The following is a 15,788-nucleotide window of genomic DNA, read 5'->3' as shown; positions in this document are numbered from 1 at the left end:
CCGTCAGACGAAGGCCTGGTGACCGGTGATGGCCCGGCCGACGATGAGGGAGTTCATGTCCCGGGTGCCCTCGTAGGAGTAGATCGCCTCGGCGTCGGCGAAGAAGCGGGCGACGCCGTGCTCGAGGACGATGCCGTTGCCGCCGAGGATCTCCCGGGCCCAGGCCACCGTCTCGCGCATCCGGCTGGTCGCGAAGGACTTGGCCAGCGCCGAGTGCTCGTCACGCTGGACGCCCTCGTCCTGCAGCGTGGACGCCTGCAGGCACAGGGCGATGCTGGCGGTGATGTTGCCGACGCAGCGCGACAGCAGGTCCTGGACCAGTTGGTGAGCGGCGATGGGCTTGCCGAACTGCTCCCGCTGCAGGGCGTAGGCCAGCGCGGCCTCGTAGGCTCCCATGGCGATGCCGATGGCCTGCCACGCCACGTCGCAGCGGGTCAGCCGCAGCACCGTCGCCACGTCCCGGAACGAGCGGATGCCCGGCAGCCGCCGGTCCTCGGCCACGACCACGTCGGCCAGCACGAGGTCGGCGTTCTGCACGGAGCGGAGGCTGATCTTGTCCTCGATCTTGCTGGCGGTGAAGCCCGGGCTGTCGGTGGCGACCAGGAAGCCCTTGACCTGGCCGTCGGCGACGTCCTTGGCGAAGACGACGACGACGTCGGCGAAGGTCGCGTTGCCGATCCAGCGCTTCTCCCCGCGCAGCACCCAGTGGTCACCCTCGCGCCGCGCGGTGGTCCGGAGGCCACGAGCGGAGTCCGAGCCCGACAGCGGCTCGGTCAGCCCGAACGCGCCGACCACCTCACCGGACGCCATCCGGGGCAGCCACGCCGCCTGCTGCTCCGGGGACCCGCCCACGTGCACCGCACCCATGGCCAACCCGCTCTGCACGCCGACGAACGTGGCGACGCCGGCGTCGACCCGGGCGAGCTCCAGGGCGATCCAGCCGCGGTAGACGGCGCTGTTCTCGAAGTGCCGGACCTCGGGCACGAAGGCCCCGAGCAGGCCCAGCCGGGCCAGCGAGGGGATCAGGTGCCGCGGGAACTCCGCCCGGGACCAGAACCCGTCCGCGACGGGCCGGACCTCGGCCTCGAGGAACGTGCGGACGCGGAGCGCCGCCTCCTGCTCGGCCGGGCTGAGCCGACCCTGGAAGCCGAAGAAGTCCGCGGCCAACCGGGGCGTCGACCCACCGGTCGCCGCCGGCTCCGCGGTCGGGTGGGTGATCTCGGTCAGCGTCACGGCGTTCCCCTCGCAGGTCCTAAGTTACTCACCAGTAGGTTACTCACCAGTAGTATAGGCCGCGCTCGCGGTGATCGGCAGGCCATCACCCGGCCGACGCCTGATCCGGGCCGACCGCCGCCCGCGGGCGCGGCCCGCACCCGTCCCCCCAGGACCCCACCCCGAGGACCACCGATGCCGGACTACCGCTACCGCCACACCTTCGGCACCCGCTGGAACGACAACGACCAGTACGGCCACGTCAACAACGTCGTCCACTACGAGGCCATGGACACCACCATCAACCGCTGGTTGATCCAGGAGGCCGGGCTCGACCCGCGGGGCGGGACGCACATGGCGGTCTGCGCCGCGTCCTCCTGCCGCTACCTGCGCCCCGTCTCCTACCCCGACACCCTCGAGGTGGGCCTGCGGGCCGGCCGGGTGGGCACCACGAGCATCACCTGGGAGCTCGGCCTGTTCGTCGAGGGCGACCCCGAGCCCGCCGCCACGGGCAGCTTCACCCACGTCTTCGTCGACCCCTCGACGCTGCGGCCGGTACCCGTCCCGGCGGACCTGCGGAGCCGGATCGAGCGAGAGCTCGGCTGAGGCACGTCGACGGGCTCAGGGAGCGGGGCGCCCTTCGACGGGCTCAGGGAGCGTGGGCGGCTCAGGGAGCGGCGAGCAGCTGCTGCTCGAGCTCGGCGGGCAGGCCGTGCACCGGGCGGTCCGGCCGCTGCGCCGTCGGGCCGCGCTCCTGCAGCCAGGCCCAGGTGTCGGCGACGGTGTCCCGCACCGGGCGGCAGACGAGCCCGGCCGCGGCCGCCCGCGCGGTGTCGGACTCCAGGAAGCCGGCGTACTCCCCCGTCTCGGGGACCCAGCACGGCAGCTGCGTCCACGGCTCGACCCCGGCGGCCGCGAGCTGCTCCTCCCCGACCCAGACCAGCTCGGCGTCCGCGCCGGTCACCGCCACGCAGGCCTCCAGGAGGCTGGCCGTGGTGGCGTGCCCGGAGCGGCTGATGGTGTCGAACGGTCCCGCCCGCCCCGACGCGAGCCCGTCGAGCAGCCAGTGCGCCAGGTCGCGGACGTCGACGTGCTGCAGCGGGCGCTCCGGACGCCCCGGCGCGACGACCCGGCCGCCGGCGGCGATCCGGGTCAGCCACCAGGGCAGCCGGCCGATGTCCTCGAAGGGGCCGAGGATGAGGCCCGCCCGGGCCAGCAGGGCGTCGGGGAAGGTGTCCAGGACGCCCAGCTCGGCACCGCGCTTGTCGGCCGCGTAGTCCGTCCCCGCGGAGCTCGGGTCGGCCTCGACGAGGGGGGAGTCCTCGTCCACGTGCTCGCCCCAGACGTAGACGGAGCTGCTGGAGACGTAGCCGAAGCGTTCGGCACGGCCCTGCAGCAGCCGTGCAGCCGTCGTGGCCACGACCGGGGCGCCGGCCCAGGTGTCCACCACGGCGTCGAACCGTCGGTCCCCGAGCGCCGCGGCCAGCGCCGCCTCGTCCGTGCGGTCGGCGTGCAGCGCGCGGACCGCGTCGGGCAGGCCGGGCGTGACGCCCCGGTGGAGCGCGGTGACGGACCAGCCCCGCGCCAGCGCGTCGGCCACCACGGCACGGCCGACGAACCGCGTCCCACCGAGCACCAGCAGCTCCATGGCCAGTCCTGCCCGCCGCCCGCCGGGTCAGCGGGCCGTGGAGCGGGCACCGGCGGTCGTCACCTCCGAGGCCGGCACCGCCTGCGGCTCGGGCTCGGGCTCGTCGCCGTGGTCGTCGGTCATCGTCGTCTCGTCGAAGGGCCGCTGCCCGGCGAGCACCGCGTCGAGCTGCTCCCGGTCCAGGGACCGGGTCCAGGACCCCACCAGGACCGTGGCCACGGCGTTGCCGGCGAAGTTGGTGACGGCGCGGGCCTCGGACATGAACCGGTCGATGCCGACGATCAGGCCGACGCCGTCCACCAGGTCGGGCCGGTGCGAGGCCAGGCCGCCGGCCAGGGTGGCGAGGCCGGCGCCGGTGACGCCCGCCGCCCCCTTCGAGGCGATCATCATGAAGATGAGCAGCGAGATCTGCTCCGGGATGGTCAGCGGGTCGCCCAGCGCGGCCGCGATGAAGAGCGACGACATGGTCAGGTAGATCGCGGTGCCGTCGAGGTTGAACGAGTAGCCCGTGGGCACGACGACCCCGACCGTGGGCTTGGCCACCCCGAGGTGCTCCATCTTGGCGATCAGCCGCGGCAGCGCCGACTCCGAGGAGGAGGTCGAGACGATCAGCAGGAACTCCCGGCCGAGGTAGCGCAGCAGCTTGAAGATGTTGATGCCCGTGAAGGCCTTGAGCAGCAGGCCGAGCACGCCGAACACGAAGATCGCGCAGGTGGTGTAGAAGCCGATCATGATCACCGCCAGCGCCTTCAGCGCGTCCAGACCGGTGGCCCCGACGACGGCGGCCATGGCCCCGAAGGCACCGATCGGCGCGACCCACATGATCATCGACAGGATCCGGAAGACGAGCCGCTGCAGGTGCCCGATGCCCACGAGGATCGGCTTGCCCGCGCGCCCCATCGCCTGGATGGCGAAGCCGACCAGCAGGGCCACCAGCAGCGTCTGCAGCACGGTCTCGGTGGTGAGGGCCGAGAACAGCGTGTCCGGGATGATGTTGAGGATGAACTCGGCGGTCGTCGTGGCCTCCTTGGGCGCCAGTCCCGCGCCCTTGCCGGCCAGCTCGTCGGTGAGCCGCAGGCCCTCGCCGGGGTGGATGATGTTGCCGACGACGAGGCCGATGATCAGCGCCACCGTCGACATCACGAGGAAGTAGGCCAGCGCGAGGCTGCCGACCTTGCCCACCTGGGCGGCGCTCCGCAGCGATCCGATGCCGAGCACGATGGTGCAGAAGATCACCGGGGCGATCATCATCCGGATGAGGGCGACGAACCCGTCGCCGATCGGCTTGAGCTGCACGGCGAAGTCGGGGGCCGCGAAGCCGACGGCGATGCCGAGGACGACCGCGGCGATCACCGCGATGTAGAGGTAGTGGGTGCGGTCCGTGCGCTGGGGCGCGTCGGTGGCGGCACCGACGGGGGGCTCGGTGGCCATGTCGTCTCCTCGTCGAGGGTGGGGGCGGGGTGCTGGTGCGGTCCGAGTGTGTCCCACGTCTCACCCCGATCGTCAAGGGGGCCCACGGGGCACGCCCTCCGGCGGGCTCAGGGCGCGGTGGGTCGACCGGCTCAGCTGCCGTCCACCGGCCACTCGACCAGGTCCACCTCCTGCACGCGCGCGGCCGGGTCCGCCGGGACCCGGAACGTGCGGATCTGGTGCGGGCCGAAGTCCTCCTCCAGCACCCGGTCCAGCAGGCCGAGCAGGATCCGGGCGCGGGCGGGCCGGCCGGTGGTCTCGACCGCGCGGACGACGAGGTCGGCGCCGCCGCCGCGCTCGGCCGGGTCCTCCGAGCCCTTGACCGCGGTGACCAGGACCGCACCTCCGCCGTCGTCGACCCAGGACACGACGGGTGGCAGGGAGCCCGGGTGGGACGACTCGACCATGGCCCGGACACCCGTGGCCAGGACGGCGGCGCGACGGGTCGGGGCGGCGACCCGGTGGTCGCCGGCGTGCGGCACCAGCTCGTAGCGGAACCGCTGCACACCTTGGTCCTGGTAGGCGTGGAAGCCGTCGGGGTCGAGCAGCTGCGGGTCGTGCCAGGCGTAGACCGGGCTGCGGACGGCGGTCACGCCGATGCTCGGCTGCTCCCCCGGCGAGACGTCGTAGCCGTGCTTGTCCGTGGTGACGAGGGTCAGCCCGGCGGGGCGGCCGTCGACCGTCCCCGTCACGTCCACCCAGGCCTGGGCCGGCTCCTCGGCCCCGTCGACCGGGCGCTCCAGGTGGCCGAAGGGGATCTCGAAGGTGGCGCGCGGGTCGCTGAGCACCGTCGGGAACCGCAGCTTCAGCAGGTGCGCGGGCTCCCGCCAGTCCAGCGTCACGTCGACCCGCAGGACCGGGCTGTCGTGGTCCAGGACCAGCTCCTCGACCAGCGTCGAGGCCCCCCAGCCGCGCTCGACCCGGACCCGGGCGCGCAGCGGCCCCGTCTCCCGGACGACGACCCGGCGCAGCTCCATGGTCTCCCCCGGCCAGGCGTAGGAGACGACCCGGTGACCCCAGGTGTCCGTCGGGTCCGCGCAGACCTGGGTGTGGGTGCGGCCGTCGACCCCGGCCAGCACGTCGACGCCGGTGACGCGGTCGCGGTAGGAGCAGAGCCACCCGGTGGCCGGGTCCAGCTCGATCCGGACGTGGTCGTTCTCGAGCACGGCACCGCCGGGCGCCAGGGGGCCGCCGGGACGACCGGCGGCCTCGACCCGCAGCGGCTGCGGCGGCCCGGCGCTCCAGGCCGGCCGGTCCGGCGCGGGGAACCCGGGCAGCAGCCGGTAGAGCCGGTGCCCCAGCGCCGGCACGTCCGCGCGGAAGACGACGGCGCCGCGGGTGAGGTCGGCGGTGACGGAGGTGGACGCGGTCGGCTGGCTCACCACCGCGCGGTCGGCCTCGTCGACCACCCGGACGCCGGACGGCTGGGCCGCGTAGGTCATCACCACGTCGGTGCTGACGGCCCAGGGGTGCGGGTTGAAGACCAGCACGGGCTGGCTGCCGGCCACGAACGGGACGTCCACCTGCCGGGCCAGCACGTTGTGCGCCCGGACGACCAGCCGCTTGGCGATCGCGGTCGCCTCCCCCAGCTGGTCCCGAGCGTCGTCGTAGGCGGTCTCGATGGCCGAGCCGGGCAGGACGTCGTGGAACTGGTTGAACAGCACCTGCTGCCAGGCGCGCTCGAGGTCCGCTCGCGGGTAGGGCAGCCCGTCGCGCACGGCGACCACCGCGGCCCACCGCTCGGCGGCGAGCACGGCGTGCTGGGCGCGGCGCTGCCAGGCCTTGACGCCCGAGTGCGCGGAGTAGCAGCCGGGCGCGTGGTGCTGCAGGTCGTCGCGGCGGACGACGAGCCGGTCCGCGAGCCCGGGGCGGGCCAGGGCCGCGTCGAGGTACTCCCGCGGCGAGGCCATCCGCAGCCGGCCGAAGGAGCCCATCCGGTCGAACCGGTGGACGGAGTCGAGGTTGGCCCGGGTCGGGCCGCCCCCGTGGTTGCCGACGCCGTAGAAGACCATCCCGTCGCCGAGCCCGCGGTCCATCGACGCCAGGGCCTTCTCCAGCTGCCCGTCGACCGGCCCCGGCGGGCTGCCGTACTCGTGGGGGATGCGGTAGGCCAGCACCCGCGAGCCGTCGGGCGACTCCCACCAGAACAGCGTGGGCTCCAGGTCACCCTCGTGCGGGCCCGGTCGCAGGAACAGGTAGGAGTCCAGGCCCTGGCCCCGGAGGATCTGCGGCAGCATCGCGTGGTGCCCGAAGGGGTCGACGTTCATCCCCACCGTGGCGGGCCGGCCGAAGCGCGAGACGAGGTAGCGCTGGCCGAGCAGTCCCTGCCGGACGAAGGACTCCCCCATCCCCAGGTTGCCGTCGGGCTCCACCCACCAGCCGCCCGCGTTGACCCAGCGCCCCTCCGCCGCCCGCGCCTGGATCGCCGCGAACAGCGCCGGGTCGGACTCCTCCACCCAGCTGAGCAGCACCACCTGGTCGCAGGTGAAGACGAAGTCCGGGTACTCCTCCATCCGGGCGATGGCGGAGGCGAAGGTGGCGCGGGCCTCGGCGTAACCCTCCTGCCACGGCCACAGCCAGACCGGGTCGAGGTGGGCGTTGCCGACCAGGTACAGCGTCCGGTCCGGGGTCGCGAGCGGCCGCTCGCCCCGGCCGACGGGCTCGGGCTGCGGGCCGCCCGGCGCGTTCGCCAGGGGGGGCGGGGCTCACGCGGGCACGCGCGCGCCGTGCGCCGCCGCGCCCGCGACCACCTCGGTGCCGGCGGCCCAGCGGTCGACGACCTCGGAGACCGCGTGCAGCAGGAAGGTGTGCATCTCCTGGATGCGGCAGGTGACGGTGCTGGGCACCAGCAGCGGGTGGTCGGCGTGCGCGGCCGCCGGCCCGCCGTCGCCACCCCCGAACAGCACGGTGGCCGCCCCGCGCTCGCGCGCCACCCGGAGCGCGTCGACGACGTCGGGCGACCGGCCGCTGGTGGTGAAGGCGACGACGACGTCGCCGGGCCGGGCCAGGGCGCGCAGCTGGCGGGAGAACACGTCGTCGAAGCGGTAGTCGTTGGCGATGCAGGTCAGCACCGTCGGGTCGGTGCTGAGCGTGACCGCGGGCAGCGGCCGCCGCTCCCGCTTGAACCGGCCCACCATCTCCCCGGTCAGGTGCTGGGCGTCGGCCGCGCTGCCGCCGTTGCCCAGGGTGTAGAGGAAGCCGCCGGCGGCGAACCGGGTGCAGAGCAGCTCGGCGACCGCCCGGACGGCCGGCAGCAGGGCGGCCGTGGCCTCGGCCGTCCGGACGTGCTCGGTCAGGTCGTCGCTCATCGGCTCAGGCATGCGGGCTCCCCGTCGGCTCGAGGTCGGGGCGCCCCACCTCCCCGACGGCCTTACCCCGGCGCGCGGCACTCACCCCACGGGAGAACCCGGTCACGTCGTCCGGGAGCGGCGGACGCGTGGGGCCGCTCCCGTCGCCATCATCGCGCACCTCCTCCAGCGGCGGAGGACCTTGACACCGGCGGAGGACCTTGACACCGGCGGAGGGCGACCCGAAGACTCGATGCGCCATGAGCACCCCCACCACCCCCGCCCCCGCCCTGCAGGTCCTGGTCTGGGGGGAGAACCGCCACGAGCAGGTCGAACCGCACGTCGCCGCCCTCTACCCCGACGGCATGCACGCCACCATCGCCGACGGCATCCGGGAGCACCTCGGGGACGGGGCGCTGGTCCGCACCACCACCCTGGACGCGCCCGAGCACGGGCTGACCGAGGAGGTGCTGGCCACCACCGACGTCCTCGTCTGGTGGGGCCACGCCGCGCACGGGGAGGTGGCCGACGCGGTCGTCGACCGGGTGCACCAGCACGTGCTGGCGGGGATGGGTCTGCTGGTGCTGCACTCCGGCCACTGGTCCAAGATCTTCGGCCGCCTGATGGGGACCAGCTGCACGCTGCGGTGGCGCAGCGAGCAGGACCGCGAGCTGGTCTGGACCGTCGACCCGACGCACCCGATCGCCCAGGGCGTGCCGAACCCGATCGTCATCGACCAGCAGGAGATGTACGGCGAGACCTTCGACATCCCCACCCCGGACGAGCTCGTCTTCATCTCCTCGTTCAGCGGCGGCGAGGTGTTCCGCTCCGGCTGCACCTTCCGGCGCGGGCACGGCCGGATCTTCTTCTTCTCCCCCGGCGACCAGGACTACCCCGTCTACCACCACCACGACGTCCGGCGGGTGATCGCCAACGGCGTCACCTGGGCGCGGACCGTCCGTCCCGAGCGCGCCGTGCCGACGCTGCTGCGCTACGAGACCGGCGACTTCTACCGCGGGCACGGCTACCCGGGCGCGATCGCGGACGCCGATGGCTGAGCCTGCGACGGTGCCCGCGGACGGGCCCCTGCGGCTGCTGCAGGTCGGCGCCGGCGGGATGGGCCGGGCCTGGCTGGCCACCATCGCGGACAACCCGGACGTCGAGCTGGTGGGGCTGGTCGACCTCGACCTCGAGACCGCCCGGGAGGCCGCGGCGGGGGCCGGGGTCCCCGACCTGCCGGTGGGCCGCGCGCTGGCCGAGCTCGCCGGTCCGACGCGGGCGCAGGCCGTCGTGGACGTCACCGTGCCGCGCGCGCACCACGCCGTCAACACCGAGGCGCTGCTGGCCGGCCTGCCCGTGCTGTGCGAGAAGCCGCTCGCGGAGTCCCTCGCCGAGTGCCTGTCGATGGTGGCCGTCTCCGAGCTCACCGGTCAGCTGCTGATGGTGTCGCAGTCCCGGCGCTACTGGCGGCACCTCGACCGGCTGCGCTCCCAGCTCGTCGAGCTCGGACCCGTCGGGCTGGCGACCTGCACGTTCGCGCGCGGGCCGCACTTCGGCGGCTTCCGCGACGCGATGCCCCACCCGCTGCTGGTCGACATGGCCATCCACCAGTTCGACCTCGCCCGCGACCTGGTGGGCAGCGAGCCCGTCGAGGCGTTCTGCGCCTCCTCCAACCCGCCGTGGTCCTGGTACGCCGGCGACGCCGCCGCCACCGCGGTCTTCCGCTTCGCCGACGGCGCCCGCTTCACCTTCGACGGCTCCTGGTGCAGCCCCGGACTGGAGACGTCCTGGAACGGTCACTGGCGGTTGGCCACCGCCGAGGGCTCCGCGGTCTGGGACGGCGACGGCGCACCGCTCGCCGAACGCGCGGACGGCACGCCCGTCCCGGGCACCGCCTCGGACGCCCCGGAGCAGATCGCCGGGTCGCTCGCCGAGTTCGTCCGGGTGCTCCGGCATGGCGGCACGCCGTCGGGGGAGGTGCACCGGAACGTCCTCAGCGTCGCCATGGTCGACGCCGCGACCGCGTCGGCCGAGCAGGGCCGCTGGGTGCGGATCGCCGACCTCCTCGAGCAGGCGCACGGGCAGGCGGTCGCGGACGAGCGGCGTCCCGAGGTCCGCGCCGTGCTCGAGTCCTGGCCCTCCGCCGCCGCCCGGGTCGGCCTGCCCGCTGCCGCGCCCTGAGGGCCCGGAGGTCGACGGCTCGGGCCTCCGCACTCCTGACGGCGACACCTGCGCCGTCCTTGCTTCCCCCTGGGGGACCACCTAGAGTCACCGTCGCGGTGACGATGCCGCCCGTCGCAGAGGTGGAGGCCCGAGGTGTCGAGCGTCAGAGCCGGACGGCGTGAGCAGGGGCCGCGACGCGGCCAGGGTGGGCTCTGATGGCCGTCCTCACCCGCGAGCCGCGCACCGGCGACCGGGGCAAGGGCCGCCCGCCGCGGGACCCGAGCGTCCCGAAGGGCCGCAAGTACAACAAGCGCGAGGCGGTCGCGGGCTACCTGTTCATCGCGCCCTGGATCGTCGGCTTCCTGGTCTTCACCCTCGGCGCGATGGCCTACAGCCTCTACATCTCCTTCAGCTACTACAACCTGGCCAAGAACACGACCCGGCCGGCCGGTCTCGCGAACTACCAGGCGCTGATCGAGGACCCGAAGGTCGCCCTCTCGCTCAAGAACACGCTGTTCTACGCCGTGATGGCGGTGCCGCTGGAGATCTGCTTCGCGCTGCTGCTGGCCGCGCTGCTCAACAAGGTGGGCCGGGGTGCCGGAGTCTTCCGCACCCTGTACTACCTGCCGAAGATGACGCCGTCGGTGGCGACGGCCGCGGTGTTCTTCCTGCTGCTGAACGGCAACACCGGGGCGATCAACCAGGGTCTCGCCGCGCTCGGCATCGAAGGGCCGCAGTGGCTGATCGACCCCGCGTGGGTCAAGCCGTCGATCGTGCTGATGACGCTGTGGGGGGTCAGCGGGACGATGGTGATCTTCCTGGCGGCGCTGAAGAACGTGCCGCGCGAGCTGTACGAGGTGGCCTCGCTCGACGGCGCGGGTCCGGTGCGCACGTTCTTCACCATCACCGTGCCGATGATCTCCAGCGCGATCTTCTTCAACGTCATCGTGCTGACGATCGCCGCCCTGCAGGTGTTCGACCAGGCCTTCCTGCTGTTCTGGCGCGACCAGAGCAACGCCTCACCGGAGTCGTCGCTGTTCTACGGCGTCTACCTCTTCCAGCAGGCGTTCCGCACCTTCGACTTCGGGTTCGCCGCCGCCATGGCGTGGCTGCTCTTCGTGATCATCCTGCTGATCACCCTCGTCCAGGTGCGCTTCGGCAACCGCTTCGTCTACTACGAGGGAGACCGGGACTGATGACGGCCACCCAGCCCACCTCCGGCACCATGCCGGTCGCCGCCCAGGCCGCCGGCCAGGCCCTCGCCGGGGAGTCCGTGGCGGAGCGCCGGCCGCCCAACCGCTGGTACCGCCCGAAGCGGGTCGTCGGGAAGGTCCTGCTCTGGATCGCCCTGACCGCCTTCTCGCTGCTGTTCCTCTACCCCTTCGTGTGGCTGCTCTCGGCGAGCTTCAAGCCGCGCGGCGAGGTGTTCGACAACAAGCTGATCCCCGACACCGTGCTGCCCGGCAACTACGTCGAGGTCTTCGACCAGCTGCCGCTGCTCAGCTGGATGGGCAACAGCGTCCTGATCGCCGTGCTCGCCGCGCTGTTCGTGGCCCTCTCCAGCTCGGCCGTCGCCTTCGGGTTCGCCTACTTCAAGTTCCCGCTGCGGAACTTCCTCTTCGGCCTGGTGCTCGCGACGATGATGCTGCCCGGGGCGGTCACCCTGATCCCGCAGTACCTGATCTGGAAGAACCTCGGGTTCCTGGGCACCAACGTCCCGCTGTGGGGGGCCAACCTGTTCGGCTCGGCCTTCTACATCTTCCTGCAGCGCCAGTTCTTCCTGGGCCTGCCGCGGGAGCTGTTCGAGGCCGCCCGCGTCGACGGTGCCAGCTACTTCGGGCTGTTCCGCCGGATCGCCATGCCGCTGGCCATCCCGTCGTTCATCATCGTCTTCCTGTTCGAGTTCCAGTCCAGCTGGAACAACCTGCAGGCGGCGCTGATCTACCTGAACGCCGGCAGTGTCGAGGGCTTCACCGTCCCGCTGGGCATCGCCTACGCCATGACGAAGTACAGCCCCACCAACGGTGGCCAGGGCGACTACCAGTACGTGATGGTCGCCTCGCTGCTGGTGACCCTGCCGATGCTGGTGCTGTTCGCCTTCGGCCAGCGCTACTTCATCGAGGGTGTCGCCACGACGGGGCGCAAGGGCTGAGCCCGGCGGCGGAGCAGCGCTAGGGGCTCCACCGGCCCGGAGGCACGACGACCGCCCCGCGGTTCCCACGGGGCGGTCGGTCAGCACGAGCGGCAGCGCTCAGAAGCCGCTGCCCGCGTAGTCCTCACCGGCCGGCTCGTCGCGGTGCGCGCCGTCCGGGTCGTTGGTGCGGCCCTCGGCGTACCCGTCCTCGGTGACGGCCTCGTCGCCCAGCGTCGGGTCGGTGGGCGCCGGCGGCAGGTCCACCTCCGCCAGCTCCTCGTCGTCCATCGCGCGCGGGTCGTCCATCTCGGGTTCGGTCACGTGCTGCCTCCTGTCGTGGTGTCGTCCCAGGTCTACCCGATCCGCCCGAGGTCACCCCGGCCGCCTCGAGCCGGTCCGCTGCCCACGGACGTCGAGATGTCCGGTATTCGCGTCAGACCTGCATCACCCCGGGGCCATTCCGGACCTATTCATGACGTCATCCCCTCGCATTGTTGAACGATCCAGCGCGGATTTTCCTGGCGTTTCTCCGCCGCCTCCCACTAGCGTCGACCGAGCGACGCGACGAGGCGTCGCAGGAGCCAAGGGGGGCGACTTGTCCACACGAGTCGGCAGGAAGATGATCTGCGCCGTGACCACGGCCGCACTGGCCGGAGCCGTGCTGCAACTGGGAGGGGCGGGCCCCGCGACGGCCCGCGTCGGTGCGTTCTCGGCGGTCGCGGAGGCCCGGAAGATGGATGCCGTTCCCGCACCAGCGCTGGACTGGTGGTCCTGCTACGGCGGAGCCGACTGCGCGGCCGTGAAGGTCCCGCTCGACTACGACCGGCCCACCGGAGCCAAGGTCGAGCTGAGCCTCGTCCGGGTCAGAGCCCGCGACCCGCAGCGGCGCATCGGGAGCCTGTTCGTCAACCCGGGAGGCCCGGGCGGATCGGCCGCCGGACTGGCGCTCAACGCCCCCTACGTCTACTCCGCGGACATCCTCGACAGGTTCGACATCGTGGGCATGGAGCCGCGCGGTGTCGGGGTCAGCCAGAACGTCGAGTGCTTCGACGGCGCACGGCAGCAGATGCCCGTGCTGGACGCCTACGACGCCTACTTCCCCACCACGCCAGCCGAGGAGGCGGCCTGGACCGCAGCCAACAGGGCCAACGGCAAGGCCTGCACCAACCGCGGGGGGCTGGCCCTGTCCATGTCCACGGCCGAGGTGGCGCGAGACATGGAGCTGATGCGCCGCAGCGTCGGCGACAGCAGGCTCTCCTACTTCGGCTGGTCCTACGGCAGCTATCTCGGGCAGGTCTACGCCAACATGTTCCCCGACCGCTTCCGGGCGCTGGCCGTGGACGGGGTGCTCGACCCGCAACGCTGGGCCGGCACCCGCGCGAACGCCGGTGCGCCGCTGGGCGACCGTCTGCTCGCCGCGGACGGGGCCTGGCAAGCCCTCCGGAAGATCCTGGTCGCGTGCGACCGGGCCGGAGGGGCTCGGTGCAGCTTCGCGTTGGGGGACCCGGTGGCGAACCTCGACGTGATCGCCGAACGGCTCAAGACCGCGCCGTTGACCGAGACCGACCCGTTCACGGGCGAGACGTTCACCTATCGCTACTCCGACCTGGTCGGTGACCTGTTCAGCTATCTCTACGACCAGGCCGGCTACGCCTACATCATCGAGACCCTCGCAGCCCTGCAACTGCTGACCGAGCCGCCGGCCCAGCAGCGCACCGCGGCGGCCCGCAGCACGGCGGTGCAGTCGCTGGTGGAGGTGCGGCGGCAGACCGAGACGCTGCGGGAGCACCCCCGTGCCGGGTTCCCGTACGACAACGACTTCGACGCCTTCGCCGCGGTCAGCTGCACCGACTCGGTCGAGGGCACCCGGGCGGCCGACTACCCCGCCCGCGCGGCGCGGGCGGACGGGCGCGCCCCCTACTTCGGGCGCCTGGTGACCTGGAACTGGTCCTCCTGTGCTGCGGACGCCTTCCGCGGGAACGACGAGGACGCCTACCGCGGCCCCTTCACCACCCGCACCGCGGCGCCCGTCCTCGTCGTCGGCAACTACTGGGACCCCATCACCAACTACCAAGGGGCCGTGACGAGTGCTCGGCTGCTGCCCAACAGCCGCCTGCTCTCCAGCGACTCCTGGGGCCACACCGCCTACGGGAGCTCCGCGTGCGCCACGCAGGCCGTCGACACCTACCTGCTGACCGGCGAGGTGGCGGCCAGCTACCCGGTCTGCCGTGGTGACCTGCAGCCGTTCGAGTCCGATCCGTTCGAGGTGGAGAGCGTCCAGCACCAGCAGGCGCAGCTCCGGCAGAGGCTGGCCCAGCCGCTGGAGGCCAGCAGCGGTCGGTCACCAGCCCTCCGCTGAGCCGGCGCAGCGTCCAGGGGAACCCCGCGCCGGCTGCCCGAGACGCACGCACGGCCCCGGACCGAGGTCCGGGGCCGTCCGCCGTGCTGGTGCCGTGCTGGGAGCCGTACGTCAGCCCGCGACCTGGTTGTAGGCGCGCATGGCCGCCGTCTGGGCGTCCTTGAGCGCCTCCTCGGGGCTCTTGGTGCCCAGCAGCGAGGAGGTGATGGCGTTCTGCAGCTCCGTGCTGATCTGCTGGCCCGCCGGCGAGGCGCCGTTCGACTTCCCGGTGGCCACGACGTCGTAGTAGGTCGAGATCGTCTGGTTGAAGCCCGGGTTGTCGCTGGTCTTGACGTACTTGGTCCGGATGGCCTCGTCGGCGGCCGGCGACCCGGTGAACAGGCCGGTGTTGATGGCCCCCGGCGTCTTGGCGATGGTCTTGGCCCGGGCTGCCCCGGCGGCCATCCACGCGTCCTGGGCCGTCAGGTTGATCGCCCAGGCGCAGGCGGCGTCCGGGTTCTTGGCGGCCTTCGGGATCACGAACGACGAGCCGCCGGCCACGGTGAAGGGCTGGCCGTCGACACCCTTGAACGGCACCGCCGCGATGTCGACGTCCTTGACGTAGGGCGTGAGCACGTTGACGTACCACTGGGCGTTGACCTGCGCGCCGACCTGGTCCTTCACGTACTGGTTCTTCGCGCCGAAGGTGTCGAAGGAGTCGGTGAAGCTCTTCACCTTCGCGTAGCCGCCCTGGGCGTCCAGCAGCTGCTTGAGGAACGCGAGCGCCTTGGTGTTCCCCGGGTTGTCGAGCGTCGGCACGCCCTCGGCGTCGATCAGCTGACCTCCCAGGCCGAGGATCCACAGCGCCGACTGCCCGGTGGCGACCGGGTCGAAGCCCATCGTCGTCGGGTTGTTGCCGTTGGCCTTGTACATCTTCTCCACCGCCGGCAGCAGCACGTCCGGCTTCGAGGTGTCGATGTCGGCCTCGGTCACCCCGGCGGCGTCCATCACCCGCTTGTTCAGGATGATCGCGGGCGGCTGGTAGAACTGCGGCACCGCCCACACGTGGCCGTCGTAGCTGACGTCGTCGACGACGGACGGGTAGTACTGCGACTTCACGTCGACCGTGTGCGCCGAGAAGCAGCTGTCCAGCGGCAGGATCAGGTCCTGGGCGGCGTAGGTGGCGACCAGGCCGCGGTCCATCTGGACCACGTCGGGCACCTCACCGCTGGCGGCGCGGGTGGTGAACTTCTGCGCGTCGAAGGCCGTGGCGTCGATCTTGATCGTGACGCCGGTGAGCTTCTCCTTCGCGTAGTCGAGGCGGGAGGTGCCCACCTCGTCGGCGTTCTCGAAGCCCCAGGCGCTCAGGTTGCCGGTGGCGTTGGTCGTGAAAGCGGGACCCGTGTCCGCCGACTCCTCCGAGCCGGCCTCCCCACCCCCACCGCATGCGCTCATCAGGCCCAGGCTCGTGGCCAGACCGAGAGCGAGCAGGGTCTTGTGGCTGTTCTTCACCGCGGTTCCTCTCCAGTGGACGCG

General features: G+C 72.5%; 13 protein-coding genes. 6 read left to right on the top strand and 7 right to left on the bottom strand.

All coding sequences use genetic code 11. The features are described from left to right. Positions 1-3: 3 nt before the first annotated feature. Positions 4-1,233: an acyl-CoA dehydrogenase family protein gene (locus BLT72_RS06705; RefSeq protein WP_197677216.1), complete on the bottom strand. Its 1,230-nt coding sequence runs from the start codon at positions 1,231-1,233 to the stop codon at positions 4-6. A gap of 174 nt (positions 1,234-1,407) precedes the next feature. On the opposite strand from BLT72_RS06705, the gene BLT72_RS06700 reads away from it, so the two are divergent. Further along, positions 1,408-1,818 carry an acyl-CoA thioesterase gene (locus tag BLT72_RS06700; RefSeq protein ID WP_091411341.1) on the top strand — a complete coding sequence of 137 codons (411 nt, stop codon included), beginning with the start codon at positions 1,408-1,410 and terminating at the stop codon, positions 1,816-1,818. Positions 1,819-1,879: 61 nt separating this feature from the next. Here BLT72_RS06700 and BLT72_RS06695 read toward each other — a convergent pair whose 3' ends face one another. The 4 genes from BLT72_RS06695 to BLT72_RS06680 all read right to left on the bottom strand — a co-directional run bounded on the left by BLT72_RS06695 (position 1,880) and on the right by BLT72_RS06680 (position 7,650). Further along, positions 1,880-2,860, bottom strand: a complete 981-nt coding sequence (locus BLT72_RS06695) for an NAD-dependent epimerase/dehydratase family protein (protein ID WP_091411339.1) — start codon at positions 2,858-2,860, stop codon at positions 1,880-1,882. Positions 2,861-2,887: 27 nt separating this feature from the next. Then, positions 2,888-4,291: a cation:dicarboxylate symporter family transporter gene (locus BLT72_RS06690; RefSeq protein ID WP_091411337.1), complete on the bottom strand. Its 1,404-nt coding sequence runs from the start codon at positions 4,289-4,291 to the stop codon at positions 2,888-2,890. A 131-nt stretch (positions 4,292-4,422) separates the two neighbouring features. Next, a complete protein-coding gene (locus BLT72_RS06685; RefSeq protein ID WP_280949253.1) occupies positions 4,423-6,939 on the bottom strand; it encodes an alpha-mannosidase in 2,517 nt (838 codons plus the stop codon). Positions 6,940-7,035: 96 nt separating this feature from the next. Next, positions 7,036-7,650 (bottom strand): D-sedoheptulose-7-phosphate isomerase, encoded by a 615-nt coding sequence (locus BLT72_RS06680; protein ID WP_091411333.1) that lies wholly within the window; start codon positions 7,648-7,650, stop codon positions 7,036-7,038. Between the two features lie 227 nt (positions 7,651-7,877). On the opposite strand from BLT72_RS06680, the gene BLT72_RS06675 reads away from it, so the two are divergent. From BLT72_RS06675 to BLT72_RS06660, 4 genes are all read left to right on the top strand, one after another. Continuing rightward, positions 7,878-8,675, top strand: a complete 798-nt coding sequence (locus BLT72_RS06675; RefSeq protein ID WP_091411331.1) for a ThuA domain-containing protein — start codon at positions 7,878-7,880, stop codon at positions 8,673-8,675. Beyond that, complete coding sequence (locus BLT72_RS06670; RefSeq protein ID WP_091411329.1) at positions 8,668-9,798, top strand: Gfo/Idh/MocA family protein; 1,131 nt, start codon at positions 8,668-8,670, stop codon at positions 9,796-9,798. Before BLT72_RS06675 ends, BLT72_RS06670 begins: the two co-directional genes overlap by 8 nt. Before the next feature lie 197 nt (positions 9,799-9,995). Beyond that, positions 9,996-10,976: a carbohydrate ABC transporter permease gene (locus tag BLT72_RS06665; protein ID WP_091411326.1), complete on the top strand. Its 981-nt coding sequence runs from the start codon at positions 9,996-9,998 to the stop codon at positions 10,974-10,976. Then, positions 10,976-11,932: a carbohydrate ABC transporter permease gene (locus tag BLT72_RS06660; protein WP_172826033.1), complete on the top strand. Its 957-nt coding sequence runs from the start codon at positions 10,976-10,978 to the stop codon at positions 11,930-11,932. Before BLT72_RS06665 ends, BLT72_RS06660 begins: the two co-directional genes overlap by 1 nt. Positions 11,933-12,031: 99 nt before the next feature. Here BLT72_RS06660 and BLT72_RS06655 read toward each other — a convergent pair whose 3' ends face one another. Further along, positions 12,032-12,235 carry a hypothetical protein gene (locus BLT72_RS06655; protein WP_091411324.1) on the bottom strand — a complete coding sequence of 68 codons (204 nt, stop codon included), beginning with the start codon at positions 12,233-12,235 and terminating at the stop codon, positions 12,032-12,034. Between the two features lie 310 nt (positions 12,236-12,545). Here BLT72_RS06655 and BLT72_RS06650 point away from each other — a divergent pair, with 310 nt between their 5' ends. Further along, the gene (locus BLT72_RS06650; protein WP_197677214.1) at positions 12,546-14,273 is read left to right on the top strand and encodes an alpha/beta hydrolase; all 1,728 of its coding nucleotides are present in this window, start codon (positions 12,546-12,548) and stop codon (positions 14,271-14,273) included. A 111-nt stretch (positions 14,274-14,384) separates the two neighbouring features. Here the strand turns inward: BLT72_RS06650 and BLT72_RS06645 are convergent, their stop codons facing one another. Next, positions 14,385-15,764, bottom strand: coding sequence for an ABC transporter substrate-binding protein (locus tag BLT72_RS06645; RefSeq protein ID WP_197677213.1), 1,380 nt, complete (start codon positions 15,762-15,764; stop codon positions 14,385-14,387). Between the last annotated feature and the right edge of the window lie 24 nt (positions 15,765-15,788).

It is taken from the genome of Friedmanniella luteola, from assembly GCF_900105065.1.
Classification (GTDB): Bacteria; Actinomycetota; Actinomycetes; order Propionibacteriales; family Propionibacteriaceae; genus Microlunatus; species Microlunatus luteolus.
Note: the sequence above shows the minus strand (reverse complement) of the source record. Positions and strands in the feature narration are given on the sequence as shown.

Excerpts from the sequence above, each read along its gene's own strand:
- BLT72_RS06675 (WP_091411331.1), top strand. The coding sequence starts at position 7,878 with ATGAGCACCCCCACCACCCCCGCCCCCGCCCTGCAGGTCCTGGTCTGG.
- BLT72_RS06665 (WP_091411326.1), top strand. The coding sequence starts at position 9,996 with ATGGCCGTCCTCACCCGCGAGCCGCGCACCGGCGACCGGGGCAAGGGC.
- BLT72_RS06660 (WP_172826033.1), top strand. The coding sequence starts at position 10,976 with ATGACGGCCACCCAGCCCACCTCCGGCACCATGCCGGTCGCCGCCCAG.
- BLT72_RS06670 (WP_091411329.1), top strand. The coding sequence starts at position 8,668 with ATGGCTGAGCCTGCGACGGTGCCCGCGGACGGGCCCCTGCGGCTGCTG.
- BLT72_RS06680 (WP_091411333.1), bottom strand. The coding sequence starts at position 7,650 with ATGCCTGAGCCGATGAGCGACGACCTGACCGAGCACGTCCGGACGGCC.
- BLT72_RS06700 (WP_091411341.1), top strand. The coding sequence starts at position 1,408 with ATGCCGGACTACCGCTACCGCCACACCTTCGGCACCCGCTGGAACGAC.
- BLT72_RS06690 (WP_091411337.1), bottom strand. The coding sequence starts at position 4,291 with ATGGCCACCGAGCCCCCCGTCGGTGCCGCCACCGACGCGCCCCAGCGC.
- BLT72_RS06695 (WP_091411339.1), bottom strand. The coding sequence starts at position 2,860 with ATGGAGCTGCTGGTGCTCGGTGGGACGCGGTTCGTCGGCCGTGCCGTG.